The organism is Bifidobacterium leontopitheci (assembly GCF_009193355.1).
Lineage (GTDB): Bacteria > Actinomycetota > Actinomycetes > Actinomycetales > Bifidobacteriaceae > Bifidobacterium > Bifidobacterium leontopitheci.
The window spans coordinates 17,433-36,193 of the sequence record NZ_WBVT01000023.1 but is presented as its reverse complement, the minus strand read 5'-3'; the positions used below and the strand labels follow the sequence as shown (position 1 = coordinate 36,193).

The following is an 18,761-nucleotide window of genomic DNA, read 5'->3' as shown; positions in this document are numbered from 1 at the left end:
TCAGGCCTTCCGTTCGTTGTCGTCATTGGAATCTTGGGATTGCCACGGCAGCTCTCCGCCTTTATCGACGCGGGCGAGCTTCTCGGGCAGGGGGGACACCAGAATGTTGATTTCCGGCTGCACTTCGCGCATGGAATTGGCGACTACGAACTTGCCTCCGGTGTCGGCCTGCGCCTGGTCGCCCAGTGCTTCGGCGGAGCACATCAGCGGCATCAGCGTGTCATTCCCTTCGGGGATGCGCTCGTAGACGAGCGTGCGTCCTCTTCCGCGAGCCGTTTTGGCGAGTGACTGCCATGTGGTGAGCCGGTTGTTCAGCAGTTCGGCCGCATATTGCGCCCGGCTATCGTCGCAGGCGGCGTATTGAATACGCTCCTCAAGCTTCTCGATGAGGCTATTGAGGAACGGCTGCTGTTCGTCCACTTGGCCGGCGTCATGCTCGGGGGACAAGCCGTCCTGGACATTCGCCTGCAGGACTCGCGCCGCGCTGACCAGCAGCCCTTCGATGCCCCGGTTCAGCGAGGTGATGGAGAACGGCGTGACGGACAGCAGTTCGACCCGCGCGTAGAACGAATCATGGTAGGCGCGGAACTGCTCGAAATGAGCCAGGTCACGCGGGCGGGACCAATTGCCAAGCGTCACGACCAGGCCGGGACGCTTGGCATCACGGCCGACTCGGGAGGATGCCTGAATGTACTCGGCCGTGTTCTTCGGTTGGCCGACGATCATCATCAAGCCCAATCGCGGCACATCGACGCCGACCTGCAGCATTGAGGTGGCCAGCACGGCGTCGAACGGGAGCTCGCCCGGCCGATACACCGGTTTCTTGTGGTGCTGCTGCAACTCGTTGTTGCGCATCCATGCTTCAGCCGATTCGTATCGGCGGTCGAAGCTGATGTTCATGGCGTTCAGCGTGCCCACGATGTCGGAGGATGCGATGCGTGATGTCAGTTCGCCGACGTTCAGCATGTTGCCCTTGGTTCCGCGGCGGGGAGGTAGCAGGCTTCCGATACGGTGGTTGCGCACGCGGATGCTGATATCATCCTGCATGAATCGTGCCATGCCGGCCAGTTCCCGGGTGGTGGAGAAGTATCCGACCAGGGTCATGTACGGGTCGGCCGCATTACCGCCATCGGGATCATCCATCATTCGCTGGGCGCCCTTCAGCAGGGTGGTGGCGGCTTGGATTTCCGTATTGCTCAGACGTACGCCGGTGGCGGAAATGCCGATGTACCGGCGGCCGGGATGCTCGGCAGAAACCGGTACTTCTTTTGAGAAGAACGTGTCGGATGCGTCAAGCACCTGCGGCGGGAACATGGTGGTGCCGCGGGCGTACAGATTCTTGATCTGGTCGGTGGCCTTGCGCACGGTGGCGGAGGATGCCACGATCATCGGACGGATGACATGTCCCTGTGCGTCCTTCCATGTGGACATCACGTCGATGCCGGCTTCGAACAGGCCGACCGTGGTGCCGAGCGAACCGGTGATCAGGTGCAGCTCGTCCTGGATGATGAGATCCGGCGGGCGTAGCCTCATCGTGGGATGCACTAGGGCCTTCGGGTAGCCGTCCTTTGTCTTCGGATGACCGTCCTTGACTGCGCATTCCTCGTAATCGGCGCTGCCGTCGGCGCCGAATTGCGGTACGTATCCGTGCCTGTCGCATTTACGCCCGACGTAGCCGAACAACGAGGAGGCGGCGCTTTCGCGTGCAAGACGGGCGAACTTGTCGACCGTGGCGATCACGAAGGCGGGCACCAGGCGGTAGATCTCCTCGTCCGTGGTGAGCACGGGGATGCCTTCCTCTACCTGACCGCCATCGGCAAACGGGCATTGGCCGGTTTTGTCCGAGCATCGAACGAACACCCTGCCGATCGTCATATTGACCTGTGGAGGGTACCCTGACAGCGAGCTGCCGCACCATGGGCAGTTCATGATCTGCAATACGCTGGGGTTCTTGTTCGCGCCACTGCTGTTGAGCTTTTTGATTTCCGCGTCTGCTTCCTTGACGCGCTTTGGCGTCACGTTGGTGCCGACCCACAGGCCGATGCGGAACGGCTCGTCACCCCAAACTTCCGGGTTCCTGCGGCGTTCCAGCTCGGCGGCGCACACGAGCGCCGAAGCACGTTGGAACTGCTGTGAGGTGAGCAGGCGCAGCGTGTAGCGCATGAGCACGGTCACGCCCTCATTGCCGTTCAGCTTGCCGTCGGGGCTGTCGATGATGCCTTGCCGGCGTCGTGCGGCGAACGCGTAGGCGGCGAGGCCAAGATAGGCTTCGGTCTTGCCGCCGCCGGTCGGGAAGAACAGCAGCTGGGCTTTGGCCATCGACCATTGCGGGTCTGACCGCACTTTCAGCGACGGATCGCTGAGCGCGTGCACCTGCATGAGGATGAACGCGATCTGGAACACGCGCCAATGATGTGGGAACTGTGTGTCCTCGTAGACCTTCTGCTCTGCCTGTGCCAATGTCAGCGACGCATCGCCTGCACGCTTGGCGGCGATCTGCGTGTGGACGCGCTGGTCGGCCATCACCTTGTTCATGAAGTGGAAGCAGCGCAATGCTTCCTCGTCATGGGTCAGGAAATCGATGCCATCGGCAAGCTGGCGTTGCACTTGCCAGGCTTCCTCGATGACTTCGTCGGCGGTGCCGCGTAGATGTTCGGGCAGCCGGTCGGCGATTTGCTGCTGCTCGTCCAACCATGCCGCATACCCGTCGGCGATGGGCTGCAGCCATTTGTGCACGGTTTCGGCATCGGCTGTTGCGAGCTTGGTCATGTCGAGGTCCGTGCCCGGAATGTCTGCGGAGGCACTGGTCTGTGGGATGTCCGCGACCGGCAGCCATGTGGTGCGTACGGTGACGGCGCGACGCGGATGGTCCGGCGACACCGTCCAGTCGGCCGAACAGGTGCGGCCGATTGCGAATTCAAGCTTGTTGCGGTATTGCAGGTGCAGACGTTGTTCCTCAACGTCCGTCTCGTCCTCGAACGAGGTGTCCTCCAGCCAGTCGTGGACGGGCAGGAACACGGCTTGACCGCCGGCGTCGATTTCGAGCTTGGTCTGGAACAGCCATTCCGAAACCGGAATGGTGCGGTCCGTCTCCTTGTCGTTGCACAACGCCACTTCGACCAGTCGACGTCGCAGGGCAGGCTCGTTGTATACGTCCACCAGCAGCTTGACCGTACCCGAATCGGACGGTGTCACGTCGATGGCGGCGGTCTGCCCCTCCTGCAACGCGCGCAGATTGATGGTCGCCGAATACTGCATCGGCGTGCGATAAAAATTGCGGATCTCCTTGCCTTTGGAGTCCGTCTCTCCGGTCTTGTGAGAGCTGTAGACGCCCCATGAGCAGTGTGCGGTGACGGCATCCACGTCATCCGGCACTTGGAAGCGCAATCCCATAGACGAGGGGATCATCAGGCCGCGGCGTTGCGGTTCATCCTGGTTCTCGTCCCCGCCGTTCTCCACGTCTTCGGAATCGTCGTCCTCTTCATCGTCGCTGTCTCCGACGGTATCAAGGTAGGGCAGTCCGCTGCGATCGTCTCGCTCGTCTTCACTGACGTGGATTCGCCTCGGCGCGATGCGTCCGAGGATGTACTTCGTCTTGGGGGAGATGTCCATCACCTCGTTGTCGCCTTCGGACGGACCGCACAGTTCCCTTTCGAGAATGTTCTGCAGGTTCTCTCGAACCGCATAGGATGTGCTGTCGAGCGGGGTCTGCAGCTTGTATTCCTTCCTTGGCATTGGGATATGCTGCTGTTCAGGCATTGGCGTCCTCCTTGCTGTTGGTGGCGTTTCTCACGCCGAACGGGATATGAACGGCAGGAATATGCAGTTCCGAACTGTCCAGGTTGACTATCTGGTCGTCAAAGAAGATGTGCGGCTTGAGTTCGTTCAGGACCGGTGCCTTATCCAGTCCTCCCAGAAAGAACGCGTCATCGACGGATAGACCCCACTGTTCCAGGGTCTTGATGGCGCGTTTATGCGCTGGGGCGTCCCTGGCGGTCACCAGGGATACACGCAGTTCGGGCTTGTCTGCCATACCGCTTGCCCGGGAGGCGTCCTGCAATGTGTTGATTCCCTCCAGCAAAGCCTTCAGCGGACCGCCTTCAATGGGCTGGTCAGCGTGGCCGCTCTCGTATTTACTGTATTGTTCAAGCGCCGTCTGCGGATCCTTCGCCTTGGCTTGCTGATAGAAGCGTTCCGACGAGTCGCCGGCAAGCACGCCATCGAAATCGAAGGCGACGCGCAGCTCGTTCGACGTGGTGTCTACGTATCCATCAAAATCCAGCACGTAACCTGCCGGCAGCCCCTTCTCCACAGCCTCGTTCACGTCCTTCTCGTTGCCGGAAAGGACCAACGACATGTTGAACACGTTGATGAAATCGAAGGTGGACATGCCGCTGCGGAAGATGGCCCTGGTGATGCCCAGGCCGTAATGCTCGATGCTGTTCATCACCCGCAAGCCGGTTTTCGGGCTGTTGCGTGACATCACAATGACCTCGACGCCTTCTTCATGTGGATTGCTGAACAGCTTGTTGAATTCCAGCAGTTTCGAGATGAACGGGAATGCCACGCCTTGTTTGAACGGTTCATCAATATGGTTGTCCTGATACTGCTCGTATGCCTCCACGCCTTGTTCGCGGAAGATCTCGTCGCTTTGGGCAAGGTCGAACAACGCGCTGGATGCCACGCCGATCACCAGCGACTTCTGTTTCAGTAGCTGTGGCATCTCACTTGCCTTCCTGCTCGAGCGCGTATCGACGGTGGTTTTCTTCGAGGAGACGGTCGAGGATCTCGACGCGGGCCTCGGGGCATACCGTCCAACGGGTCATCTTGCGATACGTGTGGAAGCCGTGCTTGAGCGGCACGTCATCCCACCCGTAGGCGGCCATGACCGTCTCGTCGAGCGTCTTGTGGATCTCGCGTAGACGGGCCACGTCCGCTTCCGACGAATCGGGATCGTTGACGAGGTTGTACAGGTCGGTCAGACCGAGGTTACTGCGTAGCATGATTTCGCGGCGCTCGGTATATAAGGTTTCGCCGATGACCGCGAGATCATTCAGGCCGGTCGTTGGCCGCGGGAACGTGGCGAATACCGCCGATGGCGTATACGTAGGGTCGGTTCTCATGGTGGTGCCGTATTTGATCACCCAATCGCGGTGCATGGCCGAGGACAGTACCGCCAAGTCCGAGTAACGATTAGTGGCGAACACGATGAGTTTTGCGTCGAACACCTGATCGTTGCTGACCATTTGTGGCATGAGCGTGCGGCTTACCTGCGCAATGACAATCACCCTGTCGAGTGGGGATATGGTTCTACGCATTTCTGGCCTTGTCCTAAGAAAGAGCCACCAAGGAGCTCCACTAGTTGTAGGATCTTTCTTCGCCAAGCGTTCCTGCTTGACATTTTCTACAACATGTTCATAAGGCAGTACATACTCCGATGCTTGCTTTTCGTTCCTCCCTGTGAAGTCGATGACCCAACGGGATGCCGAACAATCCGGGTTTTTGTTCAGGTTGTCGCCGTTGAGGTATGGGAAGAGCACGTCCTTGTTCTTCGGGTTGGCGACAATCCACTGTTGCGCAGTTTCCGGAAGGATGATGAAACCTTGACCGAGAACGATGCATCCTTGGAAAGCGATACTGATATTCTCAATCAGCGATTGGGGGGGGGTGCTGGTTTTCCCGGTGGGCTCTAGCAGCGTGGAGATACGCTTGACCATCACGCCGTCGCAATCCTTGAGAATACTATCGCCTACCCTGCCGTTAACGCCCCATACCACCGCATACTCCACATTGGCGCTAGCGACGGTCCATGATTGCGATTGGATGGCTCGGGTGATGGTGAACCCGCGTTCAATCATTTGGTCGAGGCCGACTTCTCGTGTTTTGCCTTGTGCAATCGTATTGGTCGCCAGCAAGCCGAATGTGCCGTCTTTGCGCAGCAGATCGAGTGCTCGCAGGTAGAAATAGGCGCACAGATCAGCGCTGCCGCTTTGTCCGTTTGCGATCACATTGACATACCAGTCGCGCATGTTATCGCCCATTGCGCCGGTGAGTTTCTGGCCGCCCAGGAACGGCGGGTTGCCGATGATGGCGTCGAAGCCGCCGTTCTCCATGACTTCGGGGATTTCAAGCGGCCAGTGCAGGCACTGCCATTGCTCATAGTCGGTCGGCACGGTCGGCGTAAGTCCGCGTGTGATGATGCCGCGCAGCATGGTGTCGTCACCGTCAGCACCGTCATGGGGGAACGCGCGACCGGCTGCCACGGCAAGATTGTCATAGGCTTCGTCCAGCTGCTTGCCGGGTTTGCCGCCGACCTGCAGTCCTGCGGCGATCACGCCGTCGGCGATCAGTCGCACCTGGGTGAGGGCATCAGCGATCGCGCGCATCTGACGGCGCTTCGCATTGGCGGAACGCTGCGGATCATCATTGTTGATCTCGTCGGACAGCTGGTCGCGCAGTCGGCGCACCTTGCGCAGGATGCCGTCCACGTCCACCGCCTCGACCATATCGCCGCCAGCGATGTCGAGGAACAGGCTACCCTGTGCATGTTGTGGTTTGGCGTCGATGCGCATGGTCTTAACCTGCGCGAGGCTGGTCACGCCGAGCAGCGAATTGCCGTGGAAGATCTTGTTGTCCACGAAGCTGAACGGCAGATGCGGGTCGAGCGATACGAGCCAGAGCGACAGCTTGCACATCTCGACGGCCATCTCGTTGATGTCCGCGCCGTACAGGCACTTCGCCACCACCTGACGCATGGCCTTGTTGCGCACCTGCTCCGAAGTGCCGCCCGGCATGGTGCCTTCCCGGTGCCATGCCTCCACAAGCCGGTCGGCCAGATAGCGGCCGGCTGCCACGAGGAACGCGCCGGAACCGCACGCGATATCGGCCACATGCAGGTCGAGCAGGTCATCCGACGAGATGGGACGCCACTTGTCGCGGTCGTTGGTCTGGTATGGGCCGGGCTTGTAGACGAGCGGTTCAAGCGCGTACCGCACCACATCTTCGGCCAGCGTCTTGGGCGTATAGTGGGCGCCGGCGTTCTTGCGCGACGGGGTTTCGGTCACATACAGGTCGCCTTTGAGGAACACGACGGGCTTGCCGCGCAGATCGCGGCGGATCAGCCCCAGCCACGGGCGCAGTCGATCCTGCACCGTCGTGTCATGGCTGACGGAAAGCAGCGCACGCTCGCCGTCCTCGGGCTCCTTGCCGGCGATCATCTTGGCCATTGCGCTGATTGACGGAGCCTTGGACGCGGTCGCGTTGCCCTTCACCCATGCGCCGATGGCTGCAGCGCGCTTGCTGCCCTTAGGGTCGGAAGCCTCAAGGCCTGCGGTGAGCTGTTCGAGGGTGGCGAGCGGTATCTCCGGCTCCGAACCGATCGTGCCGTTCAGGCCGAGCACGGTATCGTCGCTGCGTCGGCAGGTGTAGCCGAGCAGGCCTTCGTAGATGTAGCCGATCTGCTCCACGTCGATGTCGCGGAAGGAGATGCGGCGCGCCTCGCCGTTCACGTTGGCGATCTGCACGGCCCGCAGCACGTGGTACATGACGCGGTCCGGCACGCTCAACGCCAGTTCGCCGTGCTCGTTGAGCGCGGTCAGGAACGGGTGACGTTCCGGGTCGAACACGGAGCCGCCATAGGCGGGCAGCCGCATGTCCTCGAACGATGCGCCGTAATACAAGGCCTGCGAGGTGGCGAGCAGACGATGCCAGACCATGCCGGTGCCGTCCATCGACTCCTCTCCGTCTTCACGGGCGCGCGCATCCAACTCGTCAAGCACGCCGGCCAGACCATATCCGCTCTCGAACAGCCGGCCTTGCGGCAGAAGGCCGCGCTCCTGTGCGAATAGAAGAAACACGACGCGCATCATCACCGTGACGGTCGCCTCATAGATCTCCTCGCCATCCTCGGGCAACGGGTCGGCCAGACCATCCTCGCGGGCGCGCGCGGACGCCTCGCTGAACGCGGCGATAACCAGTTCCACGGCCTGACGCACCTGACGGCCCAACGTGTCCGTCACTTCCTCGGCGGCGGTCACCGACTCGGCGAACAGATGAGGCAGACGATTCTCCTCCGCACCGGTCAGCAGATGCCGGACGTCCAGCAACTCGGCGAACGCGTCACGCACGGCAGGAGTGTCAATCCACATCTGCGAATCGAACTGTCCCCATGCCGCCGAGCCGTTCTTCGGCGCGCTCACGATCGCCCACCAGCGGCCGTCGGTCACCACGCCGATCGAACAAGTGGAATCCTCTACGCGCAGCATGTTCTCCATACGGTCGAGCGCGTTGGCCGACCAGCCGTCGCCGGGGTCATCGGCCAGATCGCCCTCCACCGGGTCGACGGTCAGCACCAATGCGCCAATACGGTCTCCCAAGCGCATCATGCCGGTCGGTTCGACGCTTACGGCCTCGTTCGGCGACATGACGCGGTAGACCGCCGCGTCCGCTGAGCCTGCAGTCAGCGGCGCATATGCCTGTTCCCATTCGAGCATGTCACGAAGCACGAACTGTGCCCATGCATCACGCTGCTTGCGATACCGGTTCAGATAGTGCTCGCGTACGCTCGAATCATCGTTCACCAGTGAACGGTACCATTCGTCCCACGTCTGCTCGAACTTCGCCTTCCGGTCTTTGAGCTCCTTAAGAACGGCACTGCCATTCGGACGCTGGCGTATGGAATGCATGCCCTGCGGCCACGCCTTCTTGAGCGGGGGGACTGCCAGGAACGGGCCGTCCGCCATGACCAGCTGCAGCCAGTCACGGTGCATCTGCGCCGCGGTCATCTGGCGGGCGGACCTGCCGGCGTGCGTGAAGGTGTGTCGGGTTGCGGCCATTATCGTTCCTCCTCCCACATGCGGGCGTCCTGCTCGCTGACGGCGAATACCAGCGCGGCAATCGTCGTATACGGTTTGACATCCTGATACCGGGTGCGAATCATGTCAAGCTCCCGCTGCTCCTCGTCGTCGAGAGAATCAAGACGATCCTCCATCTTGCGGATGTCGCGTTGACGCTGACGCCGCTCGTCTTCACTGAGCAGGTCAAGCATCAACTGACCATCCTCGGTCTCGTCCAGCAGTCGAATCCTCCGGAGCGAATCATGCAGCGTCGAACGGAACTGGTCGAAAATGCCTTTGGCTCGATTGAGATCGGCATCGCGACGCTCCTCCAGTTTCTCGGTGCTATCCTGCTGCAGTTTCTCCGCCTTCTTGGCGACTGCGGCCTCAAGCCTGGTGCGGAGTCGGCCATTGTTGGCATCCCACGCCGCGCCAAGATGGGCCAGGATGGTCGGGCTCGCCAATGACAGCGTATGAGAGGCGTCGAGCGAGGAGTCGAGCAGATTCTGGACTATGTCCTCTGCCATGTTCTGCGCTCTGAACCGCAAACCGGTGACGAACACCTCCTCATGCACGCGCAGGCCGCCGCGGCCAACCAGCACCATGCGGGACACGGCTGCTGCGCACGTGTGATCCAGTCCGGGTATGACAACCGCCGTGACACGATGCAGCATCGACTCCTGCCCGTACAGGTTGCTGCGCAGTACGCGGGCGGCCTTGGTCATCAGTTCGCTGCCCAGATGCTCATAGGCCACATCAGGCTGTTGCTTGGCGATCGTCGGATCAAAGGTGATCGGCCGGATGGTCGTCGGGTCGAGCAGCATACGCAGGCCATTGGCGATCGGCTGCCAGCTGCGGTTCAGGTCGGGCAGACGGAATACTCCCGGCTCCGGTTTGCCGTCATGCTCGACCGGAATCAGCTGAGGCTGGTTCGTGAGTTCCAATGCGGTGTTCGCCACGCGAAGCTCGGCCTCGGGGGACAGATGCATCGATTTTTTTGCTCTTCTCGTACTCCTGTGCGAGATTCGTGAGCTGCTTGTTCAGTTCCATACTGCCGGCAAGGGCATGATTGATTGCGTCGCCGTTCTTCTTTATCCATTCATCCGTTTCCTCGGCTTTGGACGCCTTCGACGCCTGCGGCTCCTCCGAATTATCCGACTCCTCCGAATGCAGGAACCGGTCGACTATGTCATGGTCGATCAACGGATTCACCGTGCCCATGTCCTGCTGTTCAACGGCCACTTTCTGTACAATCCGCTGCATGAACTCCATATCGGCGTGGTACAGTGCGCCGGACTGGTCATCGGGGCAGAAGTAGTAGATTTCCGGAGTCCGCGTCTGGCCATACCGGTCGATACGGCCGATGCGTTGCTCCAAACGCGACGGGTTGAACGGCACATCGAAGTTCACCAGACGATGGCAGTAGGTTTGCAGGTTGATGCCTTCTCCCGCGGCGTCCGTGGCCAGCAGCACGCGGATCGGTTCCTTTGCGGGGTCGGTGTTGAACTGGGCGCGGATGCGCTCGCGGTCCTCCGCGGAGGTGGCGCCATTGATGACCGCCAGCCTGTCCGCGCCATAGCCGCGTGATTCCAGCACCATCTGGATCCAATCCAAGGTATCCGCATATTCGGTGAATACGACGACCCGTTCGTCATTCCACTGTTGACGTCCATTCGGTCGGCAGGTTGCATCAAGCCAATCGATAAGCGCCTGCAGACGGGAATTCGGCTTGCCCTCAAAACCATGAGCCCAATCGGACAGCTCCTCCAACTGGCCCGGCTGCGCAGCCTCAAGCGGATTGTCGGCTTTGCCTTTGCGCAACGCCTCGGACTCGGGCTGATCCTCAAGACCCTCCTCCTCATCCGACTGGCCGGACCCCATGACCTCGGTGTAATACCCGTCATCGAACGGATCCCAGGCATCGCTGTCCGGCTCATCAAGATACCGGCCCAACGTTCTGGAGAACGCCCATGGGCTTGACAGCAGGCGCTTTTTGAACAACAGCGCCGTAATGCCGAGGGAATGCCGGTCCGGCTGAGTCTTGGCCGTGGTCGTGAGAATATCGTCCAGAAGCTGGTAGTGGCTTTCCTCGTCGCTGGTGGGGGTGAACGGAATAGGCTCGATACGGCGCTGCTTGAAGTGCAAGTCGCTGATCTGCGTCTTCAAACGGCGGACCATGACTTCATCCAGTGCCTTCTGGGTGAGGCCGGCTCCACGAGTGAAACGCCGCGAATCAACCATCTCCAACAGCGCGGTGAATGATTCCGAATAGCCGTTATGCGGGGTCGCGGAGAGGAACAGGCGGTGCTCGCAATGTTCGGCCAGTCTGCGGACGGCTTCCGTACGCTTGGAATCCACCGCATAGCCGCGGGCCTTGCCGGTCGCGTTCGGCGCAGCAGGGGCTACATGATGGGCCTCATCGACGACAAGCAGGTCGAACGAATACCGCCGGGCGCTGTTGAGACGCCCGACTTCGGCATACATCTCCTCAAGCAGACGCTGTGCGCGAACCGACGGCACCCACGCCATCGACACGATCACGCGCGGGAACAAGCGGAACGGATTCGACCCCAACCCGTATTGGCGACGGGCGTCGGCCAATGCCGCGGAATTGATGATGACGAAGTCCAAGCCGAACTTCTCGCGCATCTCATCCTGCCACTGCAGGCAGAGAGACGGCGGGCACACGATGATCGCCGTGCGCGCACGGTGACGCAGCAGCAGCTCCTGAATCACCATGCCCGCTTCGATGGTCTTGCCCAAGCCGACATCATCGGCCAGCAACAGGTTCGTACGAGGGGCGGTGATCGCACGGCGCAACGGTTCCAGCTGATATGGCTCCAGGTTGGCGCCTGTACGGAACGGGGCCTCGAACTTCCCGTCATCCGCGCTGGTGATCGCACCCCAGCGCATCGCGTCCACGAAAGCGCCAAGACGGTTCGGATCATCGAAGGAGTCGGCGTTGATGACGTCAGGAAGACCACGGCTTGGAATGACTGTCTGCCCGATTTCCAGCTCCCAGATGACCGACAGCTCCTCGCCCATGCGATCCTCTTCCAGGGATTGCAGCGACACGACGTGCTGCTTGCCGCTGCGGGACTCGTCGGCGGGACTGCGGGACAGCCCCTGTTCGGTCACGTCCGTGACCGCCCAAGTAGCCCCGCGGACCTCGACGATGTTGCCGACTTCCGGCAGGGCGGGCATCGTCCGCTGCCCGTCGATGACCGACATTGCCATGCTCACTTCCTCATTCCCGATCGTTGTCCCATCACTGCCTATTGTGCGGTTTCCGGCTGGCGGCGCCCCATAATGAACCAGAACGGCTCATCCTTGCTGCTTGGAGACAAGGCCACGCTAATCGTATACCGCCCATGCAGGTCGTTGCCGGACAAATCCGTAAACGTCTGTTCCACAATAACCGAATTGCCTCTATACGTGTCGTGGAATTTCCGTAACGCCAGCAGCTCGATGTCCAATGGGCTTGTTTTGTACTCATTGATGCCGTTGGCATGGGCGCGTATTTTCATCGTATCCGTATTCGGGTCAATAAGTGTCAGCCATGAGCCTTTAGGCAGCAATAGAGCGACTCTTCTTACCGCAGCAGGGCGGGAAGCCCGCGACTCCTTGTAGGCCAGTGCTGCTGCCTCAGCCGTCCATCGGCCAGCCATGAACTTGGCGAACAGGGAATCGGGCATAAGCGCCTTGGACGCGAAAAGATTGCATGCGAACTCCTCGGCTTCCTTGGCGGTCGCCCGGTCATCGAAAGCAAACAGGTTTGACCACAAGTCAAGACTGGTGCGCTGCAGATAGTGGCCAAGCTCGTGCAGCAGCGTGAAATAGTTGCGTGGAGAGTAATCGCATTCATTCACTACCAGCAGATAACGGCCATCACCGGATTGCTCCGGAGGAATGCACAATCCGGCGGGAGACGTGTCGTCATCGTCGTCATCGTTATCGGTTGACGATTGATGCGAAGACATCTGTTTCACCCGACGTACGGTCAGCTGGTCCACCCAGTGGCTTGTGATGCCAAACGGGTCGTCGCGACAGTCCTTTGGAAAGTCGCTGTGCATGAGTACGGCTGTCTTGAGCATGATGGCGACTTGGTTTTCGGCCCATTGATACATGGAATCCAGCATTCGAGTCACATTCCTTCCGTACGGTCACTTTCGGGTTCCGTCGGAGTCCGCTCCGGTTTTCATGGCTTGCTGAATCATGCTTCGCCAGGAGTTCCTCCCGTAACCGCTCTTGCGTGCCGCCAGCATGAACGCATCCTTGGCCAGACCCAGCCGCGCATCGCCTTCGTGCGTCGATGAATACTGCTGCGCCAGCTGTTGGTAAGCCGGCTGTTCGATTTCAATCAGCAGGTCCTTCGGCAAATGGAACGAGCGGGTGCGGAACCGTGCCGGATCCACTCCGGCGTCGGTCAGACGCTGCTCCTGTTCACGGCTCATGGCAAGACGGCCGTCGACGACAGCGCCGGCGTCCTCAAACGAAAGCCCCAATATCTCAACCAGCGAGCGCACATATGCGGCGCGATCGGGAGCCATGGAACCACGCTCCTCCTCCGAACGCAGCTCGGGCAGCTTCGCGCACATGGCATGCCATAGAACAAGCACAGCGATGGTGTCCTCGCGGTTTTCGACAAACGGGGATTCGCTACCTGCTTGGCTGTTGCCTCGGCGAACCACATCGGAAGATGCCGATTTGGACGGGTCGTCGGTGATGATGGCGTCTGCGGTGGCGGGGGAGAACTGCTTCAGCGGTTTGCTCAGCAGCCTTATCGGGATGATGGCAGGAATCGTCGGCCATGCAACCATAGGAATACCCAATGGTGAGCCCTGCTCGATCACCAGCGAGTCGTCGGTCTCGGCGCGAAGGTCGTTCGACAGCGGAATCACCGATGCCAGACGGGGGTCGTCGGCGTTCACATCAACAATCATTACGTATAGGTCGTTGCTCTCGGCGATGTCCGTCGCCGTGCCGCTGTCGGTGAAGCACCCGTAATCGGATGCAAGCCAGACCTGACCGCGTTTGATGTCTTCCTCAAGTTGCGCTGCGATGCGATCCGGTGAATCCAGGTCGTCTCCGGACGGAGGGACGGAGATGATGTTATCGTCCTCGTCATACGAGTTGACCAGATCGGTCAGTGTGAATTCCTTGCTCATTTTGCCATCTCCCTTCTGAGTGCATCAAGATTGTGCGTCGTGTTCAACATATCGATGATGTCCTGATGCTGTCTGATTAGAGTCCTTTTGCTCCGAGGATTGTTGTTAATCTGTTCCGCCAGCCATAGGAATTGCTCATTCCGGCTGAGCTGCTGCGGGTCTTCCATCACGATATCTTCCACGGAAAGGCCGCTTGCCGCAATCTGTGGAGACTCGGAATCCTCTTCATCGTGCAAGAGGTCATGCAACAAGAATATCGAGTTTTCCTCGGCTAGACGATACTGGACGATATTGGTCAGAGTGTTGAGGTCCAGGGTCCCATGAGCCGCCTTCAGAATGGCATACAGCATGTCTGACATCTGCCCGTTCTTGCCATAGTTCGGTTTTCGCTGTCGCGAGGTGTCGAAGTACACCTTTGGATCTATGTCGATGGGATAGTCGAACGACAGCATTTTCAATTCGAGCAATGGAACCTCCGACGGGTCCTTCTCGCCTCCCACGACGCCCCAGCGCCTGGCCTCGGATTTCGGTTTATGCTTTGTCGGCTTTTCGATGTTCTCTACGCTGATTCCTTTGCCATCAGCGCCAAACGCATAGGTGAAGCGGTGATCCCGCTCCAGATGCTTGCGGATTGCCCCCTGCGTTTTCGCGTACTCTGTCGCTTTGTTGATATTTTGGAACCATCCGTTTACGCAAGCCCTGACATAGCTACGAAACGCCGCGTCTTCATTCACCTTTGGGTCAGTGTTCATATTCAGCTTGTCCATTTTCTTCATCATGGACGGCCCGCGATCCGCGAGAAACTGATTAAGGCATTCGTCCACGCTTTGAGGGCCGTCTGCCGGAATCCGCTCTCTGTTCTTGCCGTACCGCTTTGCAATGCATTGCCTGATGAAGGCGATTGCTTTGGGGCCGAACTGACGGGCGGGTTTCCGCACTGCATGGGATGACCTTATGTATTCGGCGCTGAAATACTCATCCAGAAATTCCCTTGACATGTAGCCTCCTTGCGTCGACGCAACGATATTGATTGTACAGCTTCGATGGTCTGCGATGCAGGAGCTCGTCATAATGCTGGCTTTCTCCTGCATCGGTGTGATTCTTGCAGACGTTGTTTCACTTGCGGCTTCAGCTTCTCGCCTCAAGAAACAACATATATCTGTTGAGCGAGGACTGCAGCTGATTGCGGTCGCGGGAACGTGAGTTCTTGTGGAACGTCGCATCGGCATAGATGGCGTCGAGGATGGTACGGAACTTGCCTGCGTCGGAATAGTCGAAGGCCGACTCCGACTTGAGCAGATTGACCGTCGCCGGTGCGCATCCGATATCGAGCAGCCCCTTTTTCATGCGTCCCAGACGATAATGCATGACCTGCCGCGTGCTCTCGGCCAACAAGTGAACCTTCTCGCCTCGGCGCGGACACGCGGAGGGAGCGGAGGCGTTCCAGGCGTCGAATTCCTTTGCGTTACGGTTCTGCCGCGTATCGTAGCGGACGGGTGAAGACTTGATCAATGCGATGAGATCCAAGTGCTTCTGGCCGTTGTACCACGTGGACTTGGGAGCGTATTCGACCGAATCGATGGAATAGCCCGGGCGCATCGCCTTGTGATAGTGTCCTGTCTTATCCATGGCGTCTTCCGTGAGACCAAGCTCGTCGGCGACCTCCAAAGCTGTCTCTTCATCGTCGAATGGGGTTGCGTTGGCGATACCGGTCAACAGCTGTGGGTTATCCCGGTCATCACGGTTCAGATAATACGCGATTCCGTCCTCATGATAGACGATGCGGAAGGTTTTGCACGTTGTGTTGCGCCGCTTGTTCTTGTTCGTGGTCATTGCTGTTCCTTTCCTTGAGGTTGAGTTTGCCTGTCTCCGAGTTCTGATGTCGGGCCGGCTGTTTGCCGTTGCGCTTTCTTAAACCGGACAACTCGTGTCCGGCGCTCGCTGGCTTTGGCAAATCCGCTTCATTCCAACGATTCTTCGGCGTGTCGCGGTCGTGGTTTAGAAGCCGGTCCGTCCCCATTCGAGGAAGAACGTGTGGAGCATGTTGCGGCGCTGGGCCGGGGTCTTCAGTTCGGCGAAGGCGGGGTTGTGGGCCATGGCGTCGACGATGTCGTGCAGGAGCATCGCGAAGTGCTTGGGGCAGTAGAACTGCTTGTCCTTGCTCTTCGAGCCGATGACCCAGAATCGGGCCAGCTCGTCGCATTCGCCGATGTAGAACTGGCAGTTCTCATCATGGGGTCCGTCGCCGTCATCGTCGAAGTAGCCTCCGCGGATGATGTCGTCGAAGCCGTCGTCGTCCGTCTGGCTGCAGCTGTCAATAGACAGTGTTGTCGCGGTGCGCGTTGCGGTCGCTGCAGATAGTGTGACCATGGTCAGTTCCTTTCCTTGATGGTGGTCGTCTTGGTGGTGTCTGTTGCACGATCGGACTGCGCGAACGGGTAGCGTGGCATGCGCTTGCGCAGTTCGGGCTGGGTGAGGAAACCGCTCTCGAGCTGTTCGAGCACTTCGATGCAGCCGGCGATGTCACGTTCGACGTCATCCTCGTTGAGCACGATGTCCTCGTCGAAATACTCCGGGTAACGGTCCATGCGCCGACGCATCGCGACACCGTCGTAGACGGCGATCTCCACGCCGCTGCCGTTCCCGTAGAACGCCCAGTACACCACGCATTCGCTGGGCAGCGGCAGCACCAGTCCCGATCGTTCCTCGACCAAGGCGACGACGCCTCGCTCACGGCGTCCGTGCGGCTGCGCCAGCACCCCGCAGGACTCGAGATCGTCGAGCCGCATCGCTGAGAAATACTGGTACTGCTGGTCCCAATCGGGTACGATCCGCCCGTCGCGCTCGTCATAGCGCAGGCAGATGTCGGCAAGGCACTTGTGGTTGTACGGGGCGCTGCCGTGCAGGCCAAACAGGTCGAACGCCCACATGTTGTCGATAGGGCAGCACTGCTCTCTGACCGTGCCGGCGTCATCACCCCACAGGTGCTGAATCACCCGGCACCCGTAGGGCATTCCCCAGAGTCTCGGCTTGTTGAAGAACGGTTTAAACGGACGGACGCTGAACTTCGCCATGGTCATGTCCGCAATCGCGTCGAACTGCCGCTGGAGCCGGGACGTGGCCCCCGCCCTCGTCGTATCATCCACCCAGATCAGCCCCTCGGCGTGGGACGGGTGGTCTTCATGCTGCTGTTCATTCTGGTTCATCGGCGATCTCCCTTCATGCGTCGTTTTCTCTTCGCACTAGCTATAACCGGACAACTGCGTCCGCGACACGCCGGGAGACGGTCTTTGCGGTGGCTGATTGACTGTGTGATGTGCAATCACGTCATCGGATTGATTCTATAATGTTACAAATCAGGGCTGATAAATTCTCTATATTGTTATAAAACAGAGTGCAAACACACTCTATAATGTACAACTCGGTGAAGGAGGACGCCATGCTCAAACGCAAGGCTATGGAACGTCTCTTGTTCTGGAAGGAACACAAGACCAAGCAGGCCATGCTCGTGGACGGCGCCCGCCAGGTCGGCAAAACGCATCTGGTCCGCGAATTCGGCAACACCAACTACAAGCATCTCGTGGAGATCAACTTCATCGACAACGAGGACGCCCGGGACGCCGTCAACGCCGCTCGCAACGCCAACGACCTGTTTCTCGCCATCTCTGCCTATGCGGACGACGAACTCGTCAAGGGAGAGACGCTGATCTTCCTGGACGAGATCCAGCAGTGCAAGGAGGTGGCGACCAAAGTCAAATTCCTCGTGGACCGATATGGTGGCTATGACTTCATCCTGTCTGGATCGTTGCTTGGCGTGGAGTTGAAAAGCATCCGGTCGGTCCCGGTCGGCTACCTGGACTCCATCACCATGTATCCGTTGGATTTCGAGGAATACTGCTGGGCGAACGGCGTGCCCTCCACTGTATTCGACGAGCTGAGGGATGCGGTCGCTGAACGGCGTGAGATCAACGACGCCGTACACCGGCGGCTGACCAGTCTGTTCCACGAATACCTCATCGTCGGAGGCATGCCGGCGGCCGTTGCCGATTTCGTGGCCGAGCACAACGTACAGTCCCTGCGCACGTATCAGCAGAACATCATCGCACGCTACCGCGAGGACATCTCCCAATACGCCGAAAGCATCGGCCAATCGCGTATCATCCGCAGAATATACGACCTGATTCCCAGCGAACTCAACCAACAGAACAAACGGTTCAAGGTGACGAGCGTCGGCTCAGGAGCCCGATACGTGCGTTACCAGGAGGAGTTCCTCTGGCTGGTCGACGCAGGCGTGGCGCTTCCCGTATACAACGTGGACGAGCCGCGGTATCCGCTGATGCTGGCGGAACGCTCCAACCTGTTCAAACTGTTCCTCAACGACGTCGGACTGCTGACCTGCATGTGCGGCATGGACGTGGTCCGCGACCTCATCAACGACCGCACCGACATCAACTACGGCGCCCTGTATGAGAACGTGGTGGCCCAGGAGCTGAAGGCGCACGGGTTCGACCTGTACTATTTCAAGAACAACGCGATAGGGGAGCTGGACTTCGTCATCGAACATCCACAGGGCATGGTGACACCGATCGAAGTCAAGTCAGGCAAGACGTACAACAGGCACAGCGCGTTGAACCGTGCGCTCGCCACCCCGAACTACGGCATGAAACGCGGCATCGTGTTCGCCGAATCCAACGTGAAGACCGGAGAGCGGGTGGACTACCTGCCCGTCTACTCCGTCTCGCTGCTGGAACGACGGTGA

12 protein-coding genes are annotated in these 18,761 nt (G+C 59.6%); 1 reads left to right on the top strand and 11 read right to left on the bottom strand.

The genetic code is table 11. The annotated features are described in order from the left end of the window. The 11 genes from drmA to F7D09_RS07515 all read right to left on the bottom strand — a co-directional run bounded on the left by drmA (position 1) and on the right by F7D09_RS07515 (position 17,208). Positions 1–3,735 (bottom strand): DISARM system helicase DrmA, encoded by a 3,735-nt coding sequence (drmA, locus tag F7D09_RS07560; RefSeq protein WP_152234788.1) that lies wholly within the window; start codon positions 3,733–3,735, stop codon positions 1–3. A gap of 16 nt (positions 3,736–3,751) precedes the next feature. Next, complete coding sequence (locus F7D09_RS07555) at positions 3,752–4,723, bottom strand: 5'-nucleotidase (RefSeq protein WP_152234787.1); 972 nt, start codon at positions 4,721–4,723, stop codon at positions 3,752–3,754. A gap of 1 nt (position 4,724) precedes the next feature. Continuing rightward, positions 4,725–8,834, bottom strand: a complete 4,110-nt coding sequence (locus F7D09_RS07550; RefSeq protein WP_226836096.1) for an Eco57I restriction-modification methylase domain-containing protein — start codon at positions 8,832–8,834, stop codon at positions 4,725–4,727. Next, positions 8,834–9,823 (bottom strand): hypothetical protein, encoded by a 990-nt coding sequence (locus tag F7D09_RS11450; RefSeq protein ID WP_226836094.1) that lies wholly within the window; start codon positions 9,821–9,823, stop codon positions 8,834–8,836. Before F7D09_RS11450 ends, F7D09_RS07550 begins: the two co-directional genes overlap by 1 nt. Next, the gene (gene drmD / locus F7D09_RS07545) at positions 9,735–12,071 is read right to left on the bottom strand and encodes a DISARM system SNF2-like helicase DrmD (protein ID WP_226836092.1); all 2,337 of its coding nucleotides are present in this window, start codon (positions 12,069–12,071) and stop codon (positions 9,735–9,737) included. Before drmD ends, F7D09_RS11450 begins: the two co-directional genes overlap by 89 nt. A 38-nt stretch (positions 12,072–12,109) precedes the next feature. Next, the gene (locus F7D09_RS07540; protein WP_152234786.1) at positions 12,110–12,973 is read right to left on the bottom strand and encodes an ImmA/IrrE family metallo-endopeptidase; all 864 of its coding nucleotides are present in this window, start codon (positions 12,971–12,973) and stop codon (positions 12,110–12,112) included. A 24-nt stretch (positions 12,974–12,997) separates the two neighbouring features. Then, entirely contained in the window at positions 12,998–14,002 is a 1,005-nt protein-coding gene (locus F7D09_RS07535; RefSeq protein ID WP_152234785.1) for a hypothetical protein, read from the bottom strand. After that, complete coding sequence (locus tag F7D09_RS07530; RefSeq protein WP_152234784.1) at positions 13,999–15,000, bottom strand: hypothetical protein; 1,002 nt, start codon at positions 14,998–15,000, stop codon at positions 13,999–14,001. The genes F7D09_RS07535 and F7D09_RS07530 overlap by 4 nt, the downstream gene beginning before the upstream one ends. Before the next feature lie 130 nt (positions 15,001–15,130). Further along, positions 15,131–15,835 carry a hypothetical protein gene (locus F7D09_RS07525; protein ID WP_152234783.1) on the bottom strand — a complete coding sequence of 235 codons (705 nt, stop codon included), beginning with the start codon at positions 15,833–15,835 and terminating at the stop codon, positions 15,131–15,133. A 165-nt stretch (positions 15,836–16,000) separates the two neighbouring features. Further along, positions 16,001–16,372, bottom strand: coding sequence for a hypothetical protein (locus tag F7D09_RS07520; RefSeq protein WP_152234782.1), 372 nt, complete (start codon positions 16,370–16,372; stop codon positions 16,001–16,003). Between the two features lie 2 nt (positions 16,373–16,374). After that, positions 16,375–17,208: a hypothetical protein gene (locus tag F7D09_RS07515; RefSeq protein ID WP_152234781.1), complete on the bottom strand. Its 834-nt coding sequence runs from the start codon at positions 17,206–17,208 to the stop codon at positions 16,375–16,377. Positions 17,209–17,414: 206 nt separating this feature from the next. On the opposite strand from F7D09_RS07515, the gene F7D09_RS07510 reads away from it, so the two are divergent. Then, the gene (locus tag F7D09_RS07510) at positions 17,415–18,761 is read left to right on the top strand and encodes an ATP-binding protein (protein WP_152234780.1); all 1,347 of its coding nucleotides are present in this window, start codon (positions 17,415–17,417) and stop codon (positions 18,759–18,761) included.